At 64.3% G+C, this 23,762-nt stretch carries 28 protein-coding genes and 1 pseudogene; 19 read left to right on the top strand and 10 right to left on the bottom strand.

The genetic code is table 11. From position 1 onward, the window contains the following. The first annotated feature begins 8 nt into the window (after window positions 1-8). On the top strand, window positions 9-668 hold the full coding sequence (locus ACTIEF_RS10415; protein WP_439472068.1) for a JAB domain-containing protein: 660 nt from the start codon (window positions 9-11) through the stop codon (window positions 666-668). Between the two features lie 81 nt (window positions 669-749). Here ACTIEF_RS10415 and ACTIEF_RS10410 read toward each other — a convergent pair whose 3' ends face one another. Next, on the bottom strand, window positions 750-905 hold the full coding sequence (locus ACTIEF_RS10410) for a helix-turn-helix domain-containing protein (protein ID WP_439472067.1): 156 nt from the start codon (window positions 903-905) through the stop codon (window positions 750-752). Window positions 906-1,086: 181 nt separating this feature from the next. On the opposite strand from ACTIEF_RS10410, the gene ACTIEF_RS10405 reads away from it, so the two are divergent. The 6 genes from ACTIEF_RS10405 (at window position 1,087) to ACTIEF_RS10380 (ending at window position 6,574) form a co-directional block, all read left to right on the top strand. Continuing rightward, window positions 1,087-1,677 carry a hypothetical protein gene (locus tag ACTIEF_RS10405; RefSeq protein ID WP_439472066.1) on the top strand — a complete coding sequence of 197 codons (591 nt, stop codon included), beginning with the start codon at window positions 1,087-1,089 and terminating at the stop codon, window positions 1,675-1,677. 16 nt (window positions 1,678-1,693) lie between these two features. Then, window positions 1,694-1,915, top strand: a complete 222-nt coding sequence (locus ACTIEF_RS10400) for a hypothetical protein (RefSeq protein WP_439472065.1) — start codon at window positions 1,694-1,696, stop codon at window positions 1,913-1,915. Window positions 1,916-2,129: 214 nt separating this feature from the next. Further along, entirely contained in the window at window positions 2,130-2,585 is a 456-nt protein-coding gene (locus ACTIEF_RS10395) for a BglII/BstYI family type II restriction endonuclease (RefSeq protein ID WP_439472064.1), read from the top strand. Window positions 2,586-2,587: 2 nt separating this feature from the next. Then, the gene (locus ACTIEF_RS10390) at window positions 2,588-3,895 is read left to right on the top strand and encodes a hypothetical protein (protein WP_439472063.1); all 1,308 of its coding nucleotides are present in this window, start codon (window positions 2,588-2,590) and stop codon (window positions 3,893-3,895) included. A gap of 76 nt (window positions 3,896-3,971) precedes the next feature. Continuing rightward, window positions 3,972-5,717: a DEAD/DEAH box helicase gene (locus ACTIEF_RS10385; RefSeq protein ID WP_439472062.1), complete on the top strand. Its 1,746-nt coding sequence runs from the start codon at window positions 3,972-3,974 to the stop codon at window positions 5,715-5,717. Next, on the top strand, window positions 5,714-6,574 hold the full coding sequence (locus tag ACTIEF_RS10380) for a DUF3883 domain-containing protein (protein ID WP_439472061.1): 861 nt from the start codon (window positions 5,714-5,716) through the stop codon (window positions 6,572-6,574). Before ACTIEF_RS10385 ends, ACTIEF_RS10380 begins: the two co-directional genes overlap by 4 nt. Here ACTIEF_RS10380 and ACTIEF_RS10375 read toward each other — a convergent pair whose 3' ends face one another. The 3 genes from ACTIEF_RS10375 to ACTIEF_RS10365 form a co-directional block, all read right to left on the bottom strand. After that, window positions 6,575-8,200, bottom strand: a complete 1,626-nt coding sequence (locus tag ACTIEF_RS10375) for a DNA cytosine methyltransferase (RefSeq protein WP_439472060.1) — start codon at window positions 8,198-8,200, stop codon at window positions 6,575-6,577. It lies immediately after the preceding gene. Between the two features lie 137 nt (window positions 8,201-8,337). Next, the gene (locus ACTIEF_RS10370) at window positions 8,338-8,862 is read right to left on the bottom strand and encodes a Mov34/MPN/PAD-1 family protein (protein ID WP_439472059.1); all 525 of its coding nucleotides are present in this window, start codon (window positions 8,860-8,862) and stop codon (window positions 8,338-8,340) included. Window positions 8,863-8,891: 29 nt separating this feature from the next. After that, window positions 8,892-10,625 carry a HesA/MoeB/ThiF family protein gene (locus ACTIEF_RS10365; RefSeq protein WP_439472058.1) on the bottom strand — a complete coding sequence of 578 codons (1,734 nt, stop codon included), beginning with the start codon at window positions 10,623-10,625 and terminating at the stop codon, window positions 8,892-8,894. A gap of 376 nt (window positions 10,626-11,001) precedes the next feature. Here ACTIEF_RS10365 and ACTIEF_RS10360 point away from each other — a divergent pair, with 376 nt between their 5' ends. From ACTIEF_RS10360 to ACTIEF_RS10350, 3 genes are all read left to right on the top strand, one after another. Then, window positions 11,002-11,340 (top strand): helix-turn-helix transcriptional regulator, encoded by a 339-nt coding sequence (locus ACTIEF_RS10360; RefSeq protein ID WP_439472057.1) that lies wholly within the window; start codon window positions 11,002-11,004, stop codon window positions 11,338-11,340. A gap of 74 nt (window positions 11,341-11,414) precedes the next feature. Continuing rightward, a complete protein-coding gene (locus ACTIEF_RS10355; RefSeq protein ID WP_439472056.1) occupies window positions 11,415-11,855 on the top strand; it encodes an ImmA/IrrE family metallo-endopeptidase in 441 nt (146 codons plus the stop codon). Between the two features lie 9 nt (window positions 11,856-11,864). Further along, entirely contained in the window at window positions 11,865-13,268 is a 1,404-nt protein-coding gene (locus tag ACTIEF_RS10350; protein WP_439472055.1) for an exonuclease domain-containing protein, read from the top strand. 57 nt (window positions 13,269-13,325) lie between these two features. Here ACTIEF_RS10350 and ACTIEF_RS10345 read toward each other — a convergent pair whose 3' ends face one another. From ACTIEF_RS10345 to ACTIEF_RS10335, 3 genes are all read right to left on the bottom strand, one after another. Beyond that, complete coding sequence (locus tag ACTIEF_RS10345; protein WP_439472054.1) at window positions 13,326-14,336, bottom strand: tyrosine-type recombinase/integrase; 1,011 nt, start codon at window positions 14,334-14,336, stop codon at window positions 13,326-13,328. A 3-nt stretch (window positions 14,337-14,339) separates the two neighbouring features. Then, window positions 14,340-15,059 carry a tyrosine-type recombinase/integrase gene (locus tag ACTIEF_RS10340; RefSeq protein ID WP_439472206.1) on the bottom strand — a complete coding sequence of 240 codons (720 nt, stop codon included), beginning with the start codon at window positions 15,057-15,059 and terminating at the stop codon, window positions 14,340-14,342. 260 nt (window positions 15,060-15,319) lie between these two features. Then, window positions 15,320-16,576, bottom strand: a complete 1,257-nt coding sequence (locus tag ACTIEF_RS10335) for a tyrosine-type recombinase/integrase (RefSeq protein ID WP_439472053.1) — start codon at window positions 16,574-16,576, stop codon at window positions 15,320-15,322. Between the two features lie 135 nt (window positions 16,577-16,711). Here ACTIEF_RS10335 and ACTIEF_RS10330 point away from each other — a divergent pair. The 6 genes and pseudogenes from ACTIEF_RS10330 to ACTIEF_RS10305 form a co-directional block, all read left to right on the top strand. Beyond that, window positions 16,712-16,873: pseudogene (locus ACTIEF_RS10330) on the top strand (JAB domain-containing protein); the annotation flags it as partial. Next, window positions 16,870-17,184, top strand: a complete 315-nt coding sequence (locus ACTIEF_RS10325; protein ID WP_439472052.1) for a hypothetical protein — start codon at window positions 16,870-16,872, stop codon at window positions 17,182-17,184. The pseudogene ACTIEF_RS10330 and the gene ACTIEF_RS10325, both read left to right, overlap by 4 nt. After that, window positions 17,184-18,176, top strand: coding sequence for a N(4)-(beta-N-acetylglucosaminyl)-L-asparaginase (locus ACTIEF_RS10320; RefSeq protein WP_439472051.1), 993 nt, complete (start codon window positions 17,184-17,186; stop codon window positions 18,174-18,176). Before ACTIEF_RS10325 ends, ACTIEF_RS10320 begins: the two co-directional genes overlap by 1 nt. Beyond that, a complete protein-coding gene (locus ACTIEF_RS10315) occupies window positions 18,173-18,691 on the top strand; it encodes a GNAT family N-acetyltransferase (RefSeq protein ID WP_439472050.1) in 519 nt (172 codons plus the stop codon). The genes ACTIEF_RS10320 and ACTIEF_RS10315 overlap by 4 nt, the downstream gene beginning before the upstream one ends. 57 nt (window positions 18,692-18,748) lie before the next feature. Next, a complete protein-coding gene (locus tag ACTIEF_RS10310; RefSeq protein ID WP_439472049.1) occupies window positions 18,749-18,988 on the top strand; it encodes a BolA family protein in 240 nt (79 codons plus the stop codon). A gap of 2 nt (window positions 18,989-18,990) precedes the next feature. Continuing rightward, window positions 18,991-19,914: an oxidoreductase gene (locus ACTIEF_RS10305; RefSeq protein WP_439472048.1), complete on the top strand. Its 924-nt coding sequence runs from the start codon at window positions 18,991-18,993 to the stop codon at window positions 19,912-19,914. Window position 19,915: 1 nt separating this feature from the next. On the opposite strand, the gene ACTIEF_RS10300 is transcribed toward ACTIEF_RS10305, so the two are convergent. Beyond that, window positions 19,916-20,992, bottom strand: coding sequence for a flavodoxin family protein (locus tag ACTIEF_RS10300; protein ID WP_439472047.1), 1,077 nt, complete (start codon window positions 20,990-20,992; stop codon window positions 19,916-19,918). A gap of 135 nt (window positions 20,993-21,127) precedes the next feature. Between ACTIEF_RS10300 and grxD the strand changes: the two genes are divergently transcribed. Together grxD and ACTIEF_RS10290 are read left to right on the top strand one after the other, a co-directional pair. After that, window positions 21,128-21,493, top strand: coding sequence for a Grx4 family monothiol glutaredoxin (gene grxD, locus ACTIEF_RS10295; protein WP_439472046.1), 366 nt, complete (start codon window positions 21,128-21,130; stop codon window positions 21,491-21,493). After that, window positions 21,493-21,921 (top strand): acyl-CoA thioesterase, encoded by a 429-nt coding sequence (locus tag ACTIEF_RS10290; protein ID WP_439472045.1) that lies wholly within the window; start codon window positions 21,493-21,495, stop codon window positions 21,919-21,921. The genes grxD and ACTIEF_RS10290 overlap by 1 nt, the downstream gene beginning before the upstream one ends. A 43-nt stretch (window positions 21,922-21,964) precedes the next feature. On the opposite strand, the gene ACTIEF_RS10285 is transcribed toward ACTIEF_RS10290, so the two are convergent. Further along, window positions 21,965-22,348 (bottom strand): hypothetical protein, encoded by a 384-nt coding sequence (locus tag ACTIEF_RS10285; protein ID WP_439472044.1) that lies wholly within the window; start codon window positions 22,346-22,348, stop codon window positions 21,965-21,967. Next, window positions 22,345-22,470, bottom strand: coding sequence for a hypothetical protein (locus ACTIEF_RS10280; protein WP_439472043.1), 126 nt, complete (start codon window positions 22,468-22,470; stop codon window positions 22,345-22,347). Before ACTIEF_RS10280 ends, ACTIEF_RS10285 begins: the two co-directional genes overlap by 4 nt. A gap of 163 nt (window positions 22,471-22,633) precedes the next feature. Here ACTIEF_RS10280 and ACTIEF_RS10275 point away from each other — a divergent pair, with 163 nt between their 5' ends. After that, window positions 22,634-23,740, top strand: a complete 1,107-nt coding sequence (locus ACTIEF_RS10275; protein WP_439472042.1) for an NADH:flavin oxidoreductase/NADH oxidase — start codon at window positions 22,634-22,636, stop codon at window positions 23,738-23,740. Window positions 23,741-23,762: the final 22 nt, after the last annotated feature.

Here is a 23,762-nt window from a genome sequence, read left to right as displayed (position 1 = left end):
GAGGGCGCATGCTCGAGACCCCGCCGCAGAAGCCGAAGACGCCCCACCACGCCGGCCATCGCGAACGGCTGCGCGAGCGGGCGCGTGGCGCGGGCATCCAACATCTGCCCGACTATGAGTTGCTCGAGCTCTTCCTGTTCCGCAGCCAGCCGCAGGGCGACGTAAAGCCGATCGCCAAGGCCCTGCTCGCCCGGTTCGGATCCTTGGCCGCCGTTCTCGCCGCCTCGGTCGAGGACCTGATGACGGTCAAGGCCGAAGACTCGCGTGGTCGCTCCAAGGGCATCGGCGCCGAGACCGCACTCGACCTCGTCGCCCTGCATGAGGTCGCCCGCCGCATCACCAAGGAAGAGGCCAACAAGCGCACGGTCATCTCATCATGGACCGCCCTGCTGGCCTACGTCCGCCTGTCGCTCCAGCACGAGCCGCGCGAACAGTTCCGGGTCCTCTACCTCGACAACCGCAACCAGCTGATCCTCGACGAAATCCAGAACCGCGGCACCGTCGACCACGCCCCCGTCTATCCGCGCGAGGTCGTCCGCCGGGCGCTCGAACTGTCGGCCAAGTCGATGATCATCGTGCATTATGTGGCCCGCCACATAATGGACCTTATGTGCCCGCCCCGGTTATGTGCGTGGCCAGAGCCAACCGCCCAGCTCACTAAGTCATAGGCAGTCTTTCGCCACATAATCGGACGGCTTCGCGCGCGACGGGATGGGCGTAAAATGCTCGAGCGCCCTAAAAGTTGGGCGCTAGTCTGCTGACTTCAGAAGACGCCAAACCTCAGTTGAGAGACCCTCTGCGAGCGCATTTAGGCTATCTAGGGAGATATTGCGCTCACTGCGTTCGATCGACCCCACGTAGGTGCGATGAAGCCCGGCGAGGTCAGCCAAAGCTTCTTGGCTCATGCCCCTTTCCCGCCGGAGCGCGCGGACGTTCCGGGCGAGAACGTCTCGCAGTCGTTTCGCTACAGCCGCCGCCATCGAAGGGATGGTCGGAATCTGATGACTTTGCGTCGACAGACGTTAAGTAGCATTCATGGTCGTCGCGCACGAACACGCTCGGAATGGACGGGACCTAGAGGTCCCGGTGACGGTGCTCGTCGATACCGACATCCTCGACCGCCTAGAACGCGAACGCTTGGCCATGGGCGAGCCGAATCTCCGGACGACTATTCGCAGGCGACTGGAGGCGTCTGGTCGCAGGCTCGCCTACCTGGAACGCAAAGACCTCCTATGGCCGCCGCCGCGGCGTGAACAGCGTTGCATGAACGCCCAGGTCTCCGCCGCCGGCCTGGCCGAACTCCAAGCGCAAGCGCGTCGCCTGGACGTGGACGAGCGAGTTCTTCTTACCGGCGTCCTCGCCGATGACCTGTTCGCAAGCCCGCTGATGTGCGTTTTCTCGGACGAAGCCTCCACCGGCTATCTAAGGTCGGAGCGCGGCCGCGGGCGGATTTACGGAATGCGATTCGAGGTTCCGGGCTACCAGTACGCGTTCCTCAAGGTCGTTGCTGGCGACGGCCTTTTCCCTGGCCAAGTGTTCGAACTGGCTGTCGTGGCGTTGGCGGAACGAATTGCCAATAGTGAGCCGCCGACAGGGCTGCGCCTTTCGCGCGAAGCAATCTTGATCGCCAAGGACATAGCAACCGGTTCTCGCAGCCGCCCTTCCCTCGGACGCTAGCTCACTGGAGACGTCGATGGCTCTGACGCCCTATCAACAGTCGATCTGGCTCATCATGTGGGCTCGCAATATCGGCCACGCTGGAGTCGCTTTCGTCATGATCGCGATCTTAGGGATGCTTGGCCTCAGGTTCATGCAGCATCAGATTCTGACAGGCCTTGTCGTCGGCCTCATCCTATTTTTTGTGAGCGACAGGATCATCAGATGCCTCCCCGAGCCAAAGGACTCGCAACCATGATCTTGTGGGCGTCTGCTGACGACAAGGCGTTGATGACGCGGGTAGCGACGGGAAGTGACCGTCCAACTCCTTGAAGCGTCGATCCTGACTACCTTGGCAGTTTTGGAGCATGCCAACTTAGGCTAGGTGTTGAGCGACTTCCGGCGCGTGCGCCTGACGATTCTGAGACGCCCGTGACACAAAACTCCCGCTCCATTACCCTCAGGACGTCGCAATGAAGGTCTCGCTGCACAGTCATTGCGCGGGCTCCGAACGCGTTCCGCCTCATATCCTCCAAGAGGTTCTTGCGGCCGCTGAAGCTGTCGACATCCGCATAGAACGCGGCGCCGCTCCGCGTATCCGCGACCAGTTTACCGCTGCCCTGCGCCTGAAGGGCTGGTCGAGCGAGGTGACGGTCGCCCGCGGCTCGGACATGAGCATTACCTCCATGCGCGAAGACGTCGGTCTGTGCCTTCAGACCGGCAATATGGCGCGCATGTACGCCGACCTGATGAAGCTCCAGACGCTCTACCTCAACAACGCCATCCAGGCCGCCGTCTTCGTCTTGCCCTCCCAGCCCGTTGCACTGGCTATCGGCGACAATATCGCCCAGGCCTCGCGTCTGGAGCGCGAGCTCGAAATCTTCCGCAAAGCCTTCTACGTCCCGACCCTGATCGTCGCACTGGAGTGAACATGCCGGATATCGATCTTCCAGATACGCCGAAGGGCTCGCGGTTCGGCTGGCCTCGCCCTGCGCGGCTGGAGGAGTTCAAGACGCGACTGGAAGCCAAGGGCCTGGCGACCGACCGGGTGGTGTTTCAGGGCCTGAACCAGGACCTGCCGATCATCCGCATTCCGATTGATCTTCCTAAATACCGGCTGGTCAACGGACGGACGGCGTCTCTCCAGGTCGAACATCTCGCTCTCAATGCGGACCTGCGCCCGGACCTCTTCACCGGCGATCCGGAGATGTGGGACGCCCAGGAAGTCCAGCACGAGCTTCTGCTCAAGCTGGCCCGACTGTCCGATCTGGACGGCTATTTCGAAGATCCGGCCCACAAGCAGGTGAACCCGCTGCTGCTCGACGAAGAGGGTTTCGTCGTCAACGGCAACCGCCGTCTGTCCATGTGGCGCCAGCTCCTGCACGACGACCCTCAAAAGTACGGCCATTTCGAGCACATCGAAGTCGTCGTCCTGCCCCATGCGACGGAGAAGGATATCAACCGACTGGAGGCGCAGCTTCAGATCGAGAAGGACATCCGGGCGGACTATAGCTGGGACGCCCAGGCCAACATGATGATCGCCAAAATGGAACGCGACGACATCAAGGCCGAAGAGCTCTGCAAGCTTTACAAGATGAAGGATAGTGAGTTCGCCCAGCTGCTCGATATGCGCGCCTATGCTGACGAGTATCTGCGATCACGCGACAAGGCGAACCGGTGGTCGGAGGTCTCTGGCCAGGAACACACCTTCCAGCGTCTCGTCCAAAGCCGGTCCAAGCTCTCAGGCGTGGGGCGCAAGGAAATCTTCAAGGAAGCCGCCTTCGCCCTCATCGACGATCCCGCCGCGGTCGGCCGTCTCTACATCGCCATCCCTGAACTGGCGGCCAACCTGGATAAGGTCGTCGAACGCCTCGCCAGTGAACTGGACTTGGAGACGCCCGCGCCGAATGACGGTCTGGACGATCTGTTCGGCGGAGGTCAGGACGACGAAAGCGACGCCCAGCAAGCTGGACTGATCCAAGCGCTGAAGAATCCCGCCCAACGCGCGCAGGCCCGCGAAGCGATAGGGGAGGTTTTGGAGACCGAGCGGCAGGTCAAAAAGGACGTGAAGAAGGCCGGCTATCTGCTGGATCAATGCGCCAAGGCGAACAGCTTCCTGACAGCGGCGGCGAAGGAAGGCCTCAGACCTGAGTCAAAGCTGACGGGCGTGGCCAAGCAGCTCGACGAGATCGAGACACGCGTCGCCGCCATCCGCGCCTACTTGGCCGAACATGCTTAGCCTCGCCTACCGGGCCAGGGACGGGCGAGCCGTTTTCACCTGGGAGGTCGGGGACGGCGCGAACGTTTGGTCGGCGATGCTCACCCGTGTCGCCTACGACGCGAGTCCGGACACCACGCTCGAAGGCGTCGCGGGCTTTTCGCTGCCGTGGTGGGCGTTCGTCGGCGCCCGCGATCAGTTCCTGCAGGTCTTCCGCGCCAACGGGTTGAAGCTCGGGGCGGGCCTCGTCATCACCCCCGAGGCCACAACCCTTCTGCAATCGTCGCAGCGCGCCGCCGCGAGCTACTGGGCGGCCTCGGACGCGCCGCCCCTGCCCCTGGATGAGCTGAAGGCCTCGCTTGAGGCCTCGGGGTTCGGCCGGCGCCTGTCCGAACATCAGGCTCCCAATGTGGCGCGCCTCGCCGCCCTGCCGGCGGCAGCGACCTTTTCGGTTCCGGGCGCAGGCAAGACGACCGAGGCGCTGGCCTTCTTCACGCTTCGCGGCCAGCCGGGCGACCGCCTCCTGGTGATCGCACCGAAGAACGCCTTCGCGGCCTGGGACGAACAAATCCTAGAGTGTCTGCCCAACACGCCGTGCAACTTTGTGCGCCTCCGCGGCGGCCGCGACCGCATTCGCGCCGCCTTGGCGGCCGACCCGCCGCTGATGCTGATGACCTATCAGCAGCTGCCAAGGGTCCAGGACCTGATCACCCAGCACCTCGCCCAACACCGGACCTTTGTCTTTCTGGACGAAAGCCATCGGATCAAATCGGGCGTGAACGGCGCCAGTGGGCGCTCGGTCATCGAACTGTCGCACCTGCCGATCGGCAAACTGATCATGAGCGGAACGCCCATGCCCCAGTCGATCGGCGATCTCATCCCGCAGTTCCAGTTCCTCTATCCGGAGGTTCGCGTCGAGGAGGAGACGGTGGTCGACTTGGTGCGGCCGATCCACGTCCGGACCAACAAGAAGCAACTCGACCTTCCCGAGGTCACCCGCAATCTGGTGCCCCTGCCGATGGCCCCTGTCCAGCGGGAGCTGTACGAACTGATGCGTCTGGAGGTCGCCCGCGAGGCCTCCGCCGTGCTGGACGCCCAAGGCCGGCAGACCTTCCGGGCGCTTGGGCGTTCCGTCTCCCGCCTTCTCCAGTTCGTTTCCAACCCCTCGCTCCTCGCTGCTCAGATCGGCTTTGCCCACCACGACCTTCTGGCGGCCGTGCTCGCCGAGGGCGAAGGCCCCAAGCTGGAGTACGTGCTCAAACGCGCACGTCAGCTTTCGCGCCAGGGCCACAAGGTGCTGATCTGGTCTTCCTTTGTCCGCAACGTCGAATATATGGCCTCCCGGCTAGCCGATCTGGGCGCGGTCTATATTCACGGCGGGGTGGACGCCGGGGACGAGGATGACGCCGATACCCGGGAAGGAAAGATCAAGGCCTTCCATGACGACGACAACGTCCGGGTGATGGTGGCCAACCCGGCGGCCGCCAGCGAGGGCATCAGCCTGCACCGCGTCTGCCACCATGCGATCTATCTGGACCGCACCTTCAACGCCGCCCACTACCTTCAGTCGGAAGACCGGATTCACCGCTTCGGCCTGCCGAAGGGGCAGGAGACGGTCATCGAGATTGTGGAGTGCATCGACACGGTCGATGAGACGGTTCGCAACCGGCTAGGCTTCAAGATCGGCGAGATGGCTAAGGCGCTAGCGGACTCGTCCCTGGCACCGGACCCCATCCCGATCGACCCGGTCCAAGTCGGAACCGCGGACGTGGAGGACTATGTCACCGGACTTCAGCTGGACGACATCCGGGCGATCGCCGCAGATTTGGGTCGGCCCGAGTGACGCTCCTTCTGTCGCCCGGCCTGGCCCAGGCGGGCATCGCCCTGCTTGAGCTGCTGCAAAGACGCCCCCTGTCTGCGCCTGAACTGATTTCCGGCCTTCCCAAGATCGGCGGAATGTCCTCGAGCGACGCCCTGTCGTTGGCGGAGGCCCTGGACTGGCTGGACATCAATGAGGCGGGGCAATTGCAGACCTCCGCGGCGGGCCTGAAGGTCCACGACGCAGAGGGTTATGAAGCGGCCCTGCGTTGCATCTTGCTTCATTACGTCGAGACCCAGAATCCCGACTGGCTCCAGAACGCCGTCTACGGCCGCTCCCGGGTTTTGAACTTCTGCCCTGTCGGTGTTCGCCAGGTCTTCGTCGAAGCCGGTCTGGCGGGCGCGCCGGACGACGAGGTGGTGGACTTCTGGGATTGGCTCGCCGGCATCGCCCGGGGGCTTCAGAAGGATCATCTTCTCGCCATCGGACGCGAAGGCGAGCGATTGACGATAGCCCACGAAGAAGCTCGCACCGGAACCCCGCCTCGCTGGGTAGCGATCGAAAGCAATCAGGACGGCTACGACGTTCTTTCAGTTGAGGCTGCGAACAACCGCGCCCTTCTCTCTATCGAGGTCAAGGCCAGCCGGGGCGGGATGAGCGGAACGCTTCACCTCACCCGGCATGAATGGGAGATCGCGCTCGATCGTCCCCTTCATCTGTTCCATCTCTGGGATTTGACATGCGCGCCGCCAAGGCTGGCAACCGTCGGGATGGAGGAAATGGCCGTCCACATTCCGACTGACGCCGGCGCTGGCGGCTGGGAGAGCGTCGAGGTTCCCTTCCAAGCCTTCGAGAGCCTGTTCGGTCCGGCACTCCCCTGATCAGGCGGCCGCCTTCTGGAGACGATGCCAAGGCAAGGTGTTGAACCAGGCGCCCACCAGTAGCCCGCTCAGAATGGGCAGGGCATGGGTGGTCAGCTTCTTGGACCCCGGAATGCTGTCACCTTCCTCGCCCTCAGCCGCCGCCTCCATCACATAGCCGATGACCGCATGCTGCTCGTCGGTCGCGGCGGCGAGCAGCCGCTGGTGAACCTTGCCAGCTAGCTCCCCCAAGAGGTCTGCGACCTGATAGGGGCGAAGACCGCCAGCGCGGTGCGACCATGCGGCCTGGAGATCATCCGGGGTGGTCGTCTGAAGCACCTGACCGGCATTGGCGAACTCGACACCTAGAGCCATCATCAGAGACCGTATCAGCGGCGACCTGCGCAGCTCCCCGAGCAGATCGCCATCGAGGGTGATCTCGCGAATATCGATCGAAGGGCCGAAGAAAAAGCGAACCTGCCAGTCCTGTCTTCGCCCCCGTCCGTTAGCGAGCTCGAACCTCATGCCACTCTTAAAACGCAACCCCGGCAAGGCAGCCCTGAAACTACGGCCCGCCGGATAGATGCGGCCCTCCGTGGTCGGCGGCGTCACCGGTGCCGCCGTTTCAGGACGACGCAGGCCCAAACCAGCCTGCGCGTAGGGAATCAAGTCTTCAGCCGAGACGTCCTGAGCCGCCTGAGCGACCAGATAGGTGAAGGTCGGCGGAATGGCATTGCCGACCATTTTCGCTTTCTCCGGGAAGGAGCGCGCATAGAATTGGTAGGTGATCGGGAAGCCTTGGAGGCAAGCGCGCTCCCGGATGCTCAGCCGGCGGAAGCCGGCTTCGTCATCGCCGATTACAATGCTCTCGCGCGAGACCCGGGTGCAGGTGGCCGTAACGGTCCGGGCCGGCAAACCCAGCACGTCCGGGAAGGCCATATTATTGTAGACCGGATGATAGGTCTTAGCCTCGCGGTTCATGCGAAGCTCCTCCGAATTGAGAGGACCTTCGGTCTCCCGTTCCGTCACCATCGCCGAGGGCAGGGCGCACCCCCAGACGGGATCGATGACATCGCCGCTGGCGGCGATCGCCTTGACGACATCACCCAAGGTCCGCCGCGGCAGACGCGGCCGGTAGGCCTTGATCAGACTGAACGGAATATTGCCCGCGATGCAGCGCCGACGCGACTGAGGCGTCCCGTAATCCGAGAAGTCGATGATCTCGATCTGCATGCCGAGGTCGCGGAAGCGATAGAGCGGATGCTTGGCGTCCGCCATCCCCCGCTCGAGCACCTGGGCCACCCGCGGAACGTTTTCAAGCGCCCAGAACTTCGGCTTCAGATGCTCTACGACCTCGAGAAACCGGACGAGATCCTTGAGCCCCTCATCGAGGTCGCCTCCCCCACCCCGGTTCGAATAGGAGAACTCCGTACAGGGCGGACTGCCAACGACCAGATCGATATTCAACGGCAGGTCTTCCAGTCGCAACTGTCGGACGTCGGTCGGTTTCAGCACCCCGCCGTGATTGCCGTTATGGGTATCGACCGCAGGCTGCCACCACTCGTAGGAGGCCACCACCTCAACGCCGGCCAGACGCAGCCCGAGGCTCCATCCTCCGATACCGGCATAGAGGTCGATTGCACGCACAAGGATCGCTCCAGCGCGACTCACGCGCAAGCCACAACAATCCCGCCAGTTTAGCGAACTAGCGACAACTCGCAAGATCCAAGGCCAGCATGGCAATAGGCCTATCAGGGCGATTCGCCTGAAGTCAGCCCACAAACCTATCCGGGCTCCAGCGGCGACCTTCGGCCGGCGCCGGGGCGGGATTCAGCATCTGTACCGGAAATAAAATCCTGCCAGTCGGTCGATCCTGGCTCAGGACTGAAGTAAACGAGTTCGCAGGCCGCTGCCCCCGGTCGGTCCAGCCAGCGCCCTCTGGGTTGCCGCCAGGCGGCGAGCGTCCAACCAACTCCTTCGGCGGGGGCTGCGATCGCCATCACTGAGTCGGCGGTCTTGCGGCCGAGCTTGTGAAGCGTCTTTCGGTCCAGTTCGCTGAGCGCGGCAGCTCCGTCGGGATGCGTGTGCCAGTCTCCCAGATAATCCAAATCACCATTCGACCTCGCAAAGGCTTCGTCGATTTGGGCGATCTGCCAGACATGGTCCGGCAGGAACATGTGGCGCCCGTGCAGCGCACGCGGGCCCGGGCCGACGATAGCCGTGACGACGCGATCCGGGCCCTTGCGCCAGCCGAGCAGAACGCCGCCCGTTTCTAGGGGCGCGTATTGCTCGGCCAAGCCAGTGAGCACGGCCAGCGCCGGGCGAGCAACCCAGAGCCTCACTGGTCACCGCAACCGCAATGCGGATGCCGGGCCAAGTCATGCATAGTCCAACGCGGCGTGACTCGCCCGCCCTCCGCTTCAGCGAGGTCCGCTACCGCCAGGCCCCGCTGCGCTCGCGGGTAAAGGTCCGGAACGAGGACGCCGAGCGCCGCTCGAACTATCTCCATGGAAACCTCCTGCAGATCGAAGGCTCCGCCGGTGAAGGTCGGCTGGTTGCATCCGACTGGCGTCAGGACCCCAGCGCGATCGACGGTCGGCTGGGGGAGCGTCCCGTCGTGCCAATGGTTCTCAAGGCAGACGCGGCACGCCGGCCGATCCGGAGCGAACTGGGCGACGACTCCGCCCGCCGCCCCCTCGGTGGCGTGGCCCAGGATGTAGGGCTTGCCCTGCTCCCGGCAGAAGCGCTCCAAGAAGAGCTGGCATTCGACCGAGGCGGTGGCGTCGAGGACGACGTCCGCCTCCAGCACCCTGGCGCGCAGCCACTCGAGCGGGTGACCTCCCCATTCGATGGCCCGCTCGGCCGAGTTGACCGCGCCGCCCACCCTGAAGGGGTAACCCGTCACCTGGGTGAGCGGATAGTGTCGCCCCGCGTGGTCGACCAGAGCGTCGACCTTGGGCCGGCCCCAATATTCCCGGCCCAAGATCCAACGGACGCTGTTGCCCGGCTCGACAGTGTCCGCGTCGACAACATCCAGGCGACCGAGGCCCGCGCGCACCAGTTCCATGCCGACGAAACCGCCGATGGCGCCGAGACCGACAAGCAGGACTCGTTTGTCCCTCAGGCCCGCCGAGACGGGAGCCCGGGCCAGCAAATCAGACGCGATGCGACGCCCCCGCACCAGGAGGGGCGGGCGCTGAGCGGATCGAAAGAGGAAAAGGCACCCTGGCCCGAGACGGCTGTATTCGACTTCCTCGTCGAACAGAATGACGGTCAGCTCGGATCCTGCCCGGGCCTTGGCTGGGCGCCGGCCCATCGCCAAGGCGCCGGCTTCATCGCGCGCGATGATGGCGTCCGCCTGAGCCGCGAGACGCGCGAGGTCCGACGTCGCCTCTGGCTTCATTCGCACCCAGCGGCCGATGACGGGCGCGGGCGCGCCGGCGTCTTCCCACGGCTTGAAGTCCGATGCGAACCAAGGCCCCTTCGAGGGGCGGACGGTGCGCAGGATAAACTCAAAGCCTCCGGTCGGGCGCTGACGCACGGTGTAGGTCACCGGTCCCGAGGCCCCCTGCGGAATCCTCAGGTCCGCATCATACAGGGCGATCGAGCCGCGATCGCACAGATGGTCGAAATAGGTAGTTAGAGGATCCGGCGCGTTCTCCTCGATGGCAGGGGCGTCGCCGCCCGCGTCGTGCGCCTCGGCGGCCTCGATCGCCCTCGGGAGTTGCGAGGCGATCAGAGCGGCGGCCGTTTCGCCGGGGCGCCATTGGCCGGACTCCTGGGTCAGGAGACACAAGGTCCCGCTGAAGGGACACTGGTGACGGGACAGGGCCAAATCCGAGGTCGCCACGGACGGTCGGCCATAGGGGTGGGTCGGACAGTATCCGACCCTGAGGGCGAGGGTGGCTGCCTGGGTTGGCCACCGCACTTCGAGAACCAGGAAACCGTTCTCCCGGCAACTAACAGAAGCGGTCGCGCCATAAGCCTTGAAGGCGTCGAGTTCGGTCTCGAGCAGCGCGGGATAGCGATGCCACCAGTCGAGCGCGCTCCCACGCTGCATCGAGCCGTCCATGTCAGCCCACCGGTCGGTGCGCGGGCGGGTGGCTGGGAACCGGCGGACCATCCGGCCGGCCGGGCGTGTGGCTCGGCGGGCCCGGCGGGACGTCGGGATGCTGCGGATGATCGGGGCGGCCCGGGTTGTCGGGCCGGCCCGGCTGGTCCGGGCGGTCGGGCTTGTTGTTGTTCGGCATAATTTCCTCGTTCGGGCCGATGGGGGAAATCGGACATCGCCAGAGGCTCGCATCCGAACTGGGACTCGCGGGGAGACCGAGCGCGACCATTGATTCCTGAAATCGCGAATGGCGTCAACACAAACTTAGGTATGTTTGCATTACAAACATCAGGTTTGCCGCATTGACACCCGTAGCGGCGCAACCCAAACAACAGCCATGATCTCAGATCCAAGATATCGGCAGTTCGGCGAGGCGATGAGCCTCCGGCGGCAACAGCTGGGGATGACACAAGCTGAATTGGCGGCTCGCGTGGGATTGTCCCGCGCCTCCATCGCCAACATTGAGGCCGGTCGGCAAAGCGTGCTGCTGCACCACGCTTGCGATGTTGCCTCCGCCTTGAAACTGCGGGCGGTCACAGACCTCCTACCCACTGCGACCGCACTATCGCTGGAAGACCAAGCGCTTGAGCTATCGGATGACGTGAGCCCCGCCGCCAAGGCCCAAATCTCGGGCATGATCGCGGCGGCGATGGCCGTGGCCCGTCCGCGCCAATGAGACGTGCGGACACCGAAGCGGCGCGCGCCCGAGCCCGCGGGGTTCTATCGGACGCAAGCGTCAAAACCGCGCCCGTGCCCGTCGAGAAGATCATCCGCGCACGCGGCATCGTGCTGCAGCACGCACCCTTGGCCGATGATCTTTCCGGGATGGCCTACATCCGCGACGGCGTGGGGATGATCGGCGTGAACGCCCTTCATCATCCAAACAGGCAACGCTTCACGCTTGCTCATGAATTCGGGCACCACGAGCTGCACGCGGACATCTTGACGACCGAGGTGCATGTGGATCGCGGCTTTCGGGTTCTCAAGCGGGATCAGCTGACCTCCGAAGGCGTCGATTGGCGCGAGATCGAGGCCAACGCCTTCGCCGCCGAGCTGCTCATGCCGCGGTTCCTGCTCGAGACGATGATGGATGCCGGCGGTTTCGACCTAGAGGATGATGAGAAGGTCGAAGCCCTGGCGCGGCGGTTCCGGGTGAGCGCTTCGGCCCTTCGCTTCCGCCTTCTGGCCTGAGCGTCGATCATGGGCTTCGTCATCTATGACACCGAAACGACGGGGCTGAACAAGGGATTCGACCAGATCGTCCAGTTCGCCGCGATCCATACGGACGCCGAGCTGAACGAGCTCGACCGCTTTGAATTGCGCTGCCGGTTACAGCCTCATGTCGTCCCCCATCCGAAGGCCCTATCGGCCAATCGCCTCTCGATCGAGCGGCTGACTGACCCCACCCTGCCCACCCACTACGAGATGGTGCGGGAGATTCGTTGGCGCCTGAGCCAGTGGGGTAAGGCCATTTTCATCGGCTACAACTCGATCCGGTTCGACGAGGAGATGCTGAGGCACGCCTTTTTCCAGAGCCTGTTCCCCGCATATCTCACCTCCAGTCCGGGCTGCGGCCGTGCCGACGCCATGCATGTCGCCTTGGCCGCCTGCGCGGAGAGTGCGCCTTGCTTGACCCTGCCGTTGGACGAGGACGGCCGAACGACTTTCCGACTGGAAGCCGTGGCCGCCGCTAACGGCTTCTCCCTGGGCCCGGCGCACGACGCAGCTTCTGACGCCGCCACGACCTTGGCGCTGTGTCGTCGAGTCGCCGCCGCGGCACCGGAGGTTTGGAGCCGGTTCATCCGCGCCGCCAACAAGGCGGCGGTTGCGGATTTGGTGGCCTCCGAGCCCGTATTCGTCCTGAGCGAGTTCTTCGGCTTCCAAGCCTCCCACCGGCTGGTGTCCTTCCTGGCTCCAGAGGGACAGGCCAATCCCAATGGTCGACTTTGCTGGGATTTGGCTGCAGATCCCGCCCAGGCTGCCGCGCTCGCCGATGCCGAGTTAGCCGCCTTAGCGGCCCCCTCGGACGGTCCCGTGCGCCGCTTAAGGGTGAACGCCGCGCCGGCGATCACGATGAGTTGGGATGCGCCGGCCGAATGGGGATTTGGAGACATCGGCGAAGCGGAAGAGCGGGCCGCCTGGTTGAAATCCAATCCCGGCTTCGGGGCGAGGGTCGCGGCTGCACATGCGATGCGCTGGGCGAACCGCCCGCCCTCATCTCACGTCGAACAGCAGCTCTATGACCATTTTCCAAGCGATCATGATCAGGCCCTGATGGCCGATTTCCATGAAGCTTCGAAGGAAGGTCGACGCGCGATCATCAATCAACTCGCCGATCCTCGGCTTCGCACTTTTGCCTGGCGACTGCTCCATGCCCAGCACCGATCAGCTTTTACGGACGCCGATCGCCGCGCGGCAGACACCGATCTAGCCAAACGGTTGTTGGAGGATTGTGAGGGACCTCTGACGCTGCCGCGAGCCCAGACCCTGATCCACGACCTTTTGATCGCGGGAGAGGCGGATACCAATGACCTCCTCAAGGGCTATAGCGCTTGGTTGGAGGTGCGGATGGAGAAGGCGAAGGCCTTTTTGGCCCAAGCTTAGCGGAGCCAGCCTCCCCTAGCAGAGGGTGCTGACTTGTATTGTTTTCCAAGGCGTCGCCTAAAGGGCGCTAAGCCAGCCCATCAGTGCAGCGTCATCTTTCCATTTCGCCTTTCGCCCGGTTGGCGCAATCAGGCTTGGCGGCTCGCAGAGCTTGAGCGCATCAGCCTTCATGCGGAGGGTAATCTCCGCATAGCGGTTTGTGGTTTCCAGGCTGACATGACCTAGCCAGCCACGAATGACGTTCACGTCCACGCCGGATTCGAGCAGGTGAACTGCCGTTGTGTGTCTGAAAACATGCGGGGTTATCCGCCGGTTCGGGGAGGAGGCGCTCTCAGTTCCAGAACTACTAGTAAGCCTAAGAACGCGCTTATAGATGCCAAACCTTGTCATGGGGTGATTTCGGCCACCGACGAACACATGTGCATCCGCATTGTCTGCTTTGCGTTGGTCGAGCAACTCGCGCAGTACATCCGCAGTCCGATCCCAAAGCGGACATGCTCGCCATTTTTCGCCCTTGCCCAGCAGGCGGACTTGAGGGGGACGATCCAGCCGAAGATGCCCAACCTTGAGATTGGCCGCCTCCGTTACCCTAGCCCCCGTGTTATACAAGAACATCATTAAGGCACGATCACGAAGCGACAGTCGATGCCCATCGCTTAATTGATTGAACAGCGCTTGAACCTCGTCTTGGGTCAGGAAGCGCGTTTCGGGACGGGGCGTTCGCTTCCTCGGAATAGCTGCCACTTTGGCGCATGCACCCAGCATTTCCGGCACCCGCTGAGCAATGTAGCCATAGAATGTGTGAAGCGCGGCCAACCTTTGATTGCGAGTTGAGACCGAGTTACCGCGCTCGTGTTCAAGGGCCCGCAGGAACCCAAACACTGCGTCAGGCCTGATGTGATCAAACGTCAAAGCGGTGACAGGACACTTTTCCACGACGGATACGTGGTTGAGAAAGAGCCGAAGCGTGTCGCGATAGCTGCGGATTGAGCTTACACTCAATCCTTTCTGCTCGCGCAGATGATCGATAAAGAAGCTATAGACAAGCGGACCAATGGTAGACGTCATTGTTCACCCCTCACTGACAGTCGGAGCACAAAACTCGAACCGACGGCTCGATTCTTGAAGCAAGTCGGCAGTTATCGTCAAATATACAGCAGTCGCCTTAGGATTAACGTGGCCCAAAATGGTCGAAAGATGATTTAGCCTCGCAGCAGGGTCCTCACCTTGACGATACCAACGTGTTAGGGTCCTGACAGCAAAGGCATGGCGTAACCCGTGCACACAAGGCCCAAAGGTTCCAGGCGCAGCTACGACTTGAAGCCGCGGTAGAAGCTTCTCGCGAAAGACATTCCTGATAGTGTTCGTGCTGACCGGTGTTTGACCCTTCCACGAAAACAGAGGGGCTTCTCCGACCGAGGGAAGGCCCCGAGCTGCGCGTAGCTCAAGGTAGCCGGCTAATCGGGCATGTAGGCGCGGCCCGATCGGCACCAGGCGGTCTTTTCCGAACTTAGTCTCGCGGATTTCAAGAACATCCTTTTCAAGGTCCACATCGATGCACCTCAAATTGGCTGCTTCGCTAATGCGAAGCCCCAGACCGGCAATCAGCGCGAAAATTGTCTCGAAGGTAGGCCCCCTCAATGGCGCACGCGGATTATCGGCTAGTTGGGAGGCCTCATCTAGCAGAAGGCGAATATCTTCCGAAGTCAGTAGAACCGGCGATCTGCGAGCCGTTTCGCGACGGGCCCGAAGTCGCAATGGCGACGCCTGTATGATTTGCTGACCAACCATCCAGTCAAAAAAGCGCCGTACATGACCCAAGAGCCCATTATAGCTTCGAGGATTATCTCGACCCCGCGAGGCGAGGAATCTTTCCAAGACATCGTTATTAATGTCCTCGATAGTTTCGACGCCGAATCTAATGAGATAGCTATCTAAAAGTCGGAGAGCCCGGTCCTCGTTGACAAATTTGCACCCTACGGCGCGCTTGGCAGCCAAGTACCTTAGAACCTGATCAGCAATTACGCTTCGGAAACCGCTCCACCTCGCGATCATAGCATTTCCTCGGCCTCCCCAATTACCAGTGGCCGCAGCTTGTGAAGCGCGACCTTGGCGTAAACGAGAGTCGAGGCTGGCGATGAATGCCCTACGTAGTCGCCAATGTTCTTGAAGGGCATATCGGCTTCGACCAACCGCTGAACGCAGGTGTGCCGCAGAGTGTGGGAGCCGGCGCGAGGCACGGTTATGCCCGCGCGCTTAAGATATTTACTGGCGCGACTGGACACGCATGAGTGGTCTAGGTGGCTGAACGGAGCCTTGCACCGGCGGAAGAGTTGCCGGCCATCCACTTTTGGCCGCCCTCTTTGAAGGTAATCGATGATGGCGCTGCCGACCGCTTCGGCGAAGGGGTAGACGGTCGAATGCCCGCCCTTGCGCGATGGGATCCTCAGGATGCTGCGCTGCCAATCTATGTCGTCCAGGGACATATGGGCGACTTCACGCGCCCTCAGTCCGTAGGTGAGGAGCAGAAGCAGCATCGCGTAGTCTCGGCACCCGGCCAAAGAGTCACGATCTACTACCGCCAATAGGCGCCCCGCATCCTCCCAGCTGATGGCTCTGGGAACCGACTTTTGCCGGTAGTTTCGTCCCCGTGGAATCGCCCTCGCCAGATCGGACGAGATGTGCCCTTCGCGAAGTGCGTAGCGCAACAAGCCCCTCATCGTGTGACAGACAGACCACATGCTGCGTGAGCCAAGTGTTCGGCTTCTATCAGTCACAAAGTCGCTGATGACTTCTGGAGACAGTTGGCTCAGATGATCCACACCGCGGTTCTGGATGTAGGCCTCAAACGTCCGGAGATAATGCCTATAAACTCGGAGGGTGTTTGGTCGAAGGCCGCGCTCCTCGCGGAGGTAGTCGAAGAAGCCAGGCACCGTAGTAGGAAACGGATTGTCCTCGTTCGTGCGGGATGGCCGTTCAAATCCCGGAATGACAAGTTGCAGCATGCTCTCGACAGGGGCCCGCAGGTTCGACCGTGCTGCCGGGATCGATTTTACGGTCCTCGCGGAGGGAAGACCTAGCCCATGCTCCACAAACGGCGTGACCAAGTCCGGCAACTCGTCCCAGGACATCGCCCCAGCCCGGGACGCGTAGGTGTCGAATTTGATGACGGTTTGGACATAGACGCGGATAGACCCGCTCGTGTGCTGGCGCTCAGCGAGCCAATCGACATACTTCTCAATTGCCGGGCCGAGCCAAAGGCCGCGAATTCTATCGGCTACCGGTGAAGAGTACTGATCCTCCAGCACGCGTATCTCCTGTCCTTCGACAAGGAGCCGTCACGCTGAACCGTTTGCAGATGTTATGTACCCCCCATTCGCCTGCGGCTGGGGAAAACCGCTCGAAACCTGTGATCGGCAACATAACGAGGCTAGCAACATAACGTGCACAACCACCCCTCCGGCGATCCGACCCCGTCGCGCGCCGACATCGACATGACGCGTCAGGTCGTGGAAGCTGCCCGCGCGCTGGGCCTGTCCGTCCACGACCATCTGGTGGTCGGCAGAGACGGGGTCGCCAGTTTCAAACAGCTGGGGTTGATGTGACGGGATTGAAAAGGTTCGGTGTTTTCGTGTCAGGCGTGGCCTCCTTCGGGGCCGCCCTGACGATCTTCCTCGCCGCCACGAAAAGCTCTGTGCTCGTGGCGGAGCAATGGAATGCCCCCGTCTTCAACAAGATCGATGTTGTCGCTACCGCGCACGGGCTGCCCATCGAAGACCTGCACCTGCAGTGCACCTACTTCACGGGGACCGCCCTGCGGAAGACGCGGATGGAACAGCAGCCGTGCCGGGCCTACGCACCCGACTGTCTTGCGCCGACCTGTCCCTTCATCGGCGAAACCGCGAAGACCTCCTGATGCGCACCACACGCCGCACCCTTCTCACCGCCGCTCCGGTTGCGGCCCTCGCCGGCTCCGCCGTCGCCCAATCCGGCGCCCCCGCCGTCATGGTCTCGACCTGGGAGTTCGGCGCCGCCGCCAACGCCGCGGGCTGGGCGGCGCGTCAGGCGGGCGGCTCGGCGCTCGACATGGTCGAGGCGGGCGGCAAGGTCGCGGAACTGGATGAAGGCAACTCTTCCGTCGGCCTCGGCGGCCTGCCGGACCGGGACGGCCATGTGACGCTGGACGCCTGCGTCATGACCTGGGCGGGCGACATCGGCGCGGTCTGCGCGCTGGAGGACGTGGTCCACGCCGTCTCAGTCGCCCGCGCGGTTATGGAAAAGACGCCCCACACCATGCTGGTGGGAGCCGGCGCCCGCACCTTCGCCGTCGATCAGGGCTTCCCGACCCAGAACCTGCTGACGCCCCGCGCCGAGGCGGCGTGGCGCGAGTGGCTGAAGACCTCCGAATACGCCCCGCGCATCAACAGCGAGAACACTGACTGGCGCTCCATGCCCGGCGGCCCGGGCAATCACGACACCATCGGCCTCGTCGCCATCGGCGCCGACGATCGCATCGCGGGCGCCTGCACCACCTCGGGCATGGCCTTCAAGATGCGTGGCCGGGTGGGCGACAGCCCTCTGATCGGCGCGGGCCTTTATGTCGATGACGCGGTTGGCGGCGCCACCGCCACCGGCGTGGGCGAGGATGTCGTCCGCGTCGCCGGCGCCCATTCCGTCGTCGAGGCCATGCGCCACGGCCTTGATCCGACCGCCGCCTGTCGCAGCGTGATCGAACGCCTCGCCCGTCTGCGCGGAACGAAGGTCGCCGCTTCGCAGGTCGCCCTGCTGGCGCTGGACAAGCAGGGCCGCGCGGGCGCCTTCGCCCTGCAGCCGGGCTTCACCTACGCCGTCACCGACGCCACCGGGCAAACCCGGATCGAGCGCGCGGGAGCCCTGTTCACCGCATGACCACCACCCTGATCACCGAACGCCTGACCCTGACGCCTGTGCAGGTCTCGGACTACGCAGACCTGACGGCGCTATGGGGCGATCCTGTCTTCGCCACCGCCATCTTCCCGACCGCCATGTCCAGCGAAGAAGTCTGGTTCCGCCTGCTGCGCGACATCGGCCATTGGGAGGTCATGGGCCACGGCAACTGGGCGATCCGCGAGACCGCCACCGGTGACTATGTCGGCGGCGTCGGCATCTTCGACGCCCGCCGCCTGATGGACCCGCCTTTCGACGCGCCGGAACTCGGCTGGGGCGTCGCCCCTCGGTACCAGGGCAAGGGCATGGCGTTCGAGGCCCTGTCCGCCGCGCTCGCCTGGGCCGATGACGCCCTGAACGCCCCGCGCACCGTCTGCATGATCGCCCCGGGCAACGCCCCGTCCCACGCCCTGGCGAAGGGCGCGGGCTTCACCCCCTACGCCGAGACCACCTACAAGAACGAAGCGGTGGTGCTGCTCGAGCGCTACGCAGCGTAGCCAGCCATTAAGGTTTACGCGGCATTCTCCGGCCAGAACTCCGGAGTGCGTCCGCCCATGCCCATGCCCGTCGAAGAGCTTCGCGGTCACCTGACCGAGGCCTTTCCCGACGCCCAGATCGCTATCGACGATCTGGCGGGCGACGGCGACCACTATCGCGCCCGCATCGTCTCGTCCGCCTTCGCGGGCCTGTCGCGGGTGAAGCAGCACCAGCTCGTCTATGCGGCGCTGAAGGGCAAGATGGGCGGCGAACTGCACGCCCTGGCGCTCGAAACCTCGGTTCCGGCGGAGGGCTGAGCATGCGCTACCGTCCCTTCGGCAATGTCGGCCAGGCGGTCTCGGCCGTCACCCTCAGCCTCGGCGCGCACGACATCGCCAATGGCCCCGAGGCCGGGCGCGAACTGATCTATTCGGCGCTCGAAGCGGGTATCAACAGCTACCGCCTGACCACCGCCGACCCCGTGCTGGCCGAGGTGCTGGGCGAGGCCCTGCGCCACGTCGACCGCAAGCTGGTTCAGGTGTCCCTGATGCTGGGCGCCGGCGACGGCCGCCGCGGCTCGGACCGCGACTTCTCCGCCGAGGGCATGACCAGCGCCATCGACCGCGCCCTGCACGCCTCGGGTCTGGGCTGGTTCGATCTGGCCGTGCTGGACCAGCCGGAAGACCATGAACTGCCCCAGTCGTCGCTGAACGCGCTGAAAGCCCTGCGCGCCACCCAGCGCATCCGCCTGCTGGGCATCTCCGGCGACGGCGAAGTGATGGACACCTACGTTTCCACCGGCGCCTTCGACGTCCTGTTCACCCCCTACCATGTGAACTCGCCTTGGCAGATCCGCTCGCGCCTGCGCGACGCCCGCGAGCGCGACATGGCCATCTTCGTCTACGGCTACTTCCCCGAGAGCCTCGACACGATGAAGAAGACGGTGACCGTCCAGGAAGAGAAGAAGGGCTTCTTCGGCTTCGGCAAATCGGCCGGGAAGACCAAGGCCGAGCCGTCCGCCGCCCCCGGAGCCTTCGCCTTCCTCCACCAGACCAACGCCTGGACGGCTGAGGCCATCTGCCTGGCCTACTCCCTCACCGATCCGGCGGTGGCCAGCATCCTGATCGACGCCCCCGACGTCGAGCGCCTGAACACCCTGGCCCAGGTTCCGGACCGCGATCTGCCGCCCGGCCTGGCCGCCCAGATCGAAATGGCGCGGGTCGCGGGGGCGAACGCCGCCTGATCTATTTCTGACGAGGGCTCTCCAGCCCTTCGTAGGTGGTGACCAGTTCGCCCGCCCGGCGCGCCTTCAGCGCCCGTGCCAGTTGCTCGGCGGCGATCCGCACCTCGGCCTGCATGTCCCGGTCCTTGTCCAGCGCCTCATGGCTGGTGGCGTAGGGCTCCCAGTAGCCGATGTAGCGGTCAATCTCCGCGTCCGGCCCAGCGGGCGTGAACTTCATGAACTTCAGCCAGTCCGAGACCGACCGGCGCACATTCTCCGCCCCCTCCACGTCGCCATGGACTACCACGGAGAAGACCCGGCCTTGCAGGTGCCGGGGATAGTCCCAGCCCTTCAACTCTTCCGCCTTGGCCAGCTTCGCATCCTTGCCCTGCGTCAGGGTCGGATCGGGATTGCCGCCGTCGGCGCAGACCAGCCGGTCCATCATCAGCTTCATCGGGCTGGAGACCTGATACCAGTTCACCGGCGTGACGATGAACACGCCATGCGCCTCCACCCACATCGGGTAGATGTCGTTCATCCAGTCGTGAACCTGCCCCAGCGAGTAGTTCGGGTAGCAACTGCACGGCCAGTGGCAGAGCGCCGCCGCCGTCGAGAAGCAGGCCTTGCAGGGGTGGATGTCGCGTCCGTACTCGCTGGCCAGCCGGGACAGATCCAGCACCCTGGTGTCGATCCCCGCCTTCTCCAGTACACGCTGCGCTGACGAGACCAGCCGGAAGCTCTTGGACATCTCACCCGGGCAGGTGTGCTCCGACCGCGATGAGCCGTTGATCAGCAGGACCCTCAAAGGCCCTTTCCCGTCCTCGAACCGTGCCTGCGCCGCGTCCACCATGGCCCGGGCGTTGATCCAGTCCTCGGCCAGTTCGTACTCCGGATCGGCATAGCCCGGTCCCGCCTTCTGGGTGACCGGCGACTTGCGGCCGTCGCGATAGGCCTCCCAGGCGACGCTCGCGATCCTGTCCAGCGCCTCGCTCATGGGGGCGAAGGCCGGGTCGCGGAACTGGCTCAGATAGCGCTCGGTGAAGTCAGCCTTCGTCAGTTTGGGGGATGGCATCCCCTTGCGCGGCTCGGGCGTCTTCATCGGGCGTTTCTCCAGCCCGGCAGGGGCTCGGGGCTAACGCCGGCCCATCTCCGCCGTTCCGGCGCGGCGACAGGCGCCCTTGACCCGTGGCCTGACGGTCCCTAGCTGACGGCCTTCACTGAAAGGCCTCCTGCTGTGACCGATCAAGCCCATGCCCAGACCGGGGCCGACCCCGTCCACGCCTTCATCGCCGACACTGTCGCGCAGCACGACGTGGTGCTGTTCATGAAGGGAACCCCGGACGCCCCGCGTTGCGGCTTCTCCTCGCTGGCCGTGCAGATCCTCGACCACGTCGGCGCGTCGTTCGTCGGCGTCGATGTCCTGCAGGACGAAGCCCTGCGCGAAGGCATCAAGGCCTACACCGACTGGCCCACCATCCCGCAGCTCTATGTGAAGGGCGAATTCGTCGGCGGTTCGGACATCGTGCGCGAGATGTTCAACGCGGGCGAGCTCCAGACCCTGCTGGTCGACAAGGGCGTGCCGCTGGGCCAGGAAGACTGATGGCCCGCGCCCAGCTGGAGCCGCGCGAGGACCGCGAGATCTTCGTCCTTCCGCTGGAGGTCCGTCCCGAGCACATCGACGAGAACGGCCACGTGAACAACGTGGTCTACGTCGGCTGGCTGCAGGACGCGGGCACGGCCCATTGGAACGCCAGTTTCGACGACGACACCCGCGCCCGCTGGTCGTGGGTCGGAGTCCGGCACGAGATCGACTATTTCCGCCCTCTGATGCCCGACGCCGTGGACGTGAAGGCCCGCACCTGGGTCGGAGATCCGCAGGGGCCGCGCTTCAATCGCTATGTTCGCATCGAGGACGCCGAGGGCCGCCTGTGCGCCCAGGGCGTGACCGAATGGGTTCTGGTGGATTCGAAGACCATGCGCCCCCACCGCATACCGGCGGACATGCTTCCGGCCTTCCAGAAGGCCTGACAAGGAAAGGGCCGGAGCGCTGTGCGTTCCGGCCCTTCGTCTTTTACAGCTTGGTCGGGTTCAGCAACCGCGTCGGCGTGCCGGGCTCGACGCCCAGTTCGCTCAGCGTCCAGCTGACATCCACCCCCTCGGGAACCAGCGCCTTGCACAGGTCCTCGGCGTTGCGGCGCAGGGCGATGTTGGTCACCCCATCATCCACCGGCGTCAGATCGACCGCGAAATGGGTCGCGTCCGTGCAGCCGCTGGACTCCACCCGAACGATCAGGCGACCGTCGGCGATCCGGGCCGACCGCACGGCTTCCAGCGCGGGTTTGCCGTGGTCGCTCCAGTTGACCACAACGTCGCGCTCACCGCCCTCGTTCGAATAGATGACGCAGCCCGACAGCAGCGGCGCGGTCAGCGCCGCCACGATCAGAGCGCGGATCACTGACCGGCTTCCGGGGTGCTGTGCACCACGCGGGTGGTCGGCTTGTCGGTGGCGATGATGATGCAGCCGCTGAGAACCGGAGCGGCGATGGCGAGAGCGAGAACGAGAGCGATACGACGCATTTTGGAATCCCCTTCCAGACGATGAGAGCGCTTCTTTTGTGAAGCTTGCGGACAATGTGCCGTCCGGCGGCCTGAATGGCACGTGAACAATCGGCAAGGCTGCCCCTTGTCTGGATCGGCATCCGACATAGCTACCGTTCCGATCCTCCCGGAGCCTCCCCCAATGAGCCAGTTGTTCACCCCCCGCGCCGTCGGTCCCCTGACCTTGCGCAACCGCATCGTCATCGCCCCCATGTGCCAGTATTCGGCCATCGACGGCGTGCCCCAGCCCTGGCACGTGCAGCATCTGGGCCGCCTCGCCGTCTCCGGCGCGGGCCTGGTGATCGTCGAGGCCACGGGGGTCGAGGCCGCGGGCCGCATCAGCCCCGCCGACACCGGCCTGTGGAATGATGATCAGGAAGCCGCCTTCGCCGCCTTGATCAGCGGCATCCGCACCTATTCGGACACCCCCATCGGCATCCAGCTGGGCCACGCGGGCCGCAAGGCCTCCACCACCCCGCCGTGGATCGGCAACCGTTCCGTAACGCCGGAAGAGGGCGCCTGGACCACCTTCGCCCCCTCGGCCCTGCCCTTTCGCGACGACTGGCATACCCCGGTCGAGCTGGATGAGGCGGGCATGCAGCGCATCATCGACGCCTTCGTCAGCGCCGCCGGTCGCGCCCTGCGCGCCGGGTTCGATCTGGTCGAGCTGCACGCCGCCCACGGCTATCTGCTCAGCGAGTTCCTGTCGCCCGTCGCCAACCATCGCACCGATCAGTACGGCGGCTCGCCCGAGAACCGCATGCGTTTCCCGCTGCGGGTCGCGCAGGCCATGCGGGACGCCTGGCCCCGCGACAAGGCCCTGGGCGCCCGCTTCAACGGCTCGGACTGGGTCGAGGACGGCATCGCGCTCGAGGAGGTCCAGGCCTTCGCCCGCGCCCTGCACGACATGGGCTATGACTATCTGCACGTCTCAACCGGCGGCAACGTCGCCCGCGCCCACATTCCGGGCGGCGAGCCGGGCTACCAGCTTCCCTTCGCCGAGGCCGTGAAGGCGGCGGTCCCCGAGGCCAATGTCATCGCCGTCGGCATGATCTACGAGCCCGAACAGGCCGAGGCCATCATCGCCGGGGGCAAGGCGGACTTCATCGGCATCGCCCGCGCGGTTCTGGACGATCCGAACTGGCCGCACCACGCCGCAACGGCGCTGGGCCAGCCCGAGAGCCTGCCGAACCAATATGCGCGCGCGACGCAGACCACCTGGCCCGCCTACGACCGCATCCACGGCTGAGGCGGGTTCAGCCCTCGCAGGA

The organism is Brevundimonas sp. (assembly GCF_051858995.1).
Taxonomy (GTDB): domain Bacteria; phylum Pseudomonadota; class Alphaproteobacteria; order Caulobacterales; family Caulobacteraceae; genus Brevundimonas.
The sequence above is the reverse complement of the archived record's forward strand: the minus strand, read 5'-3'. Positions and strand labels throughout refer to the sequence as shown.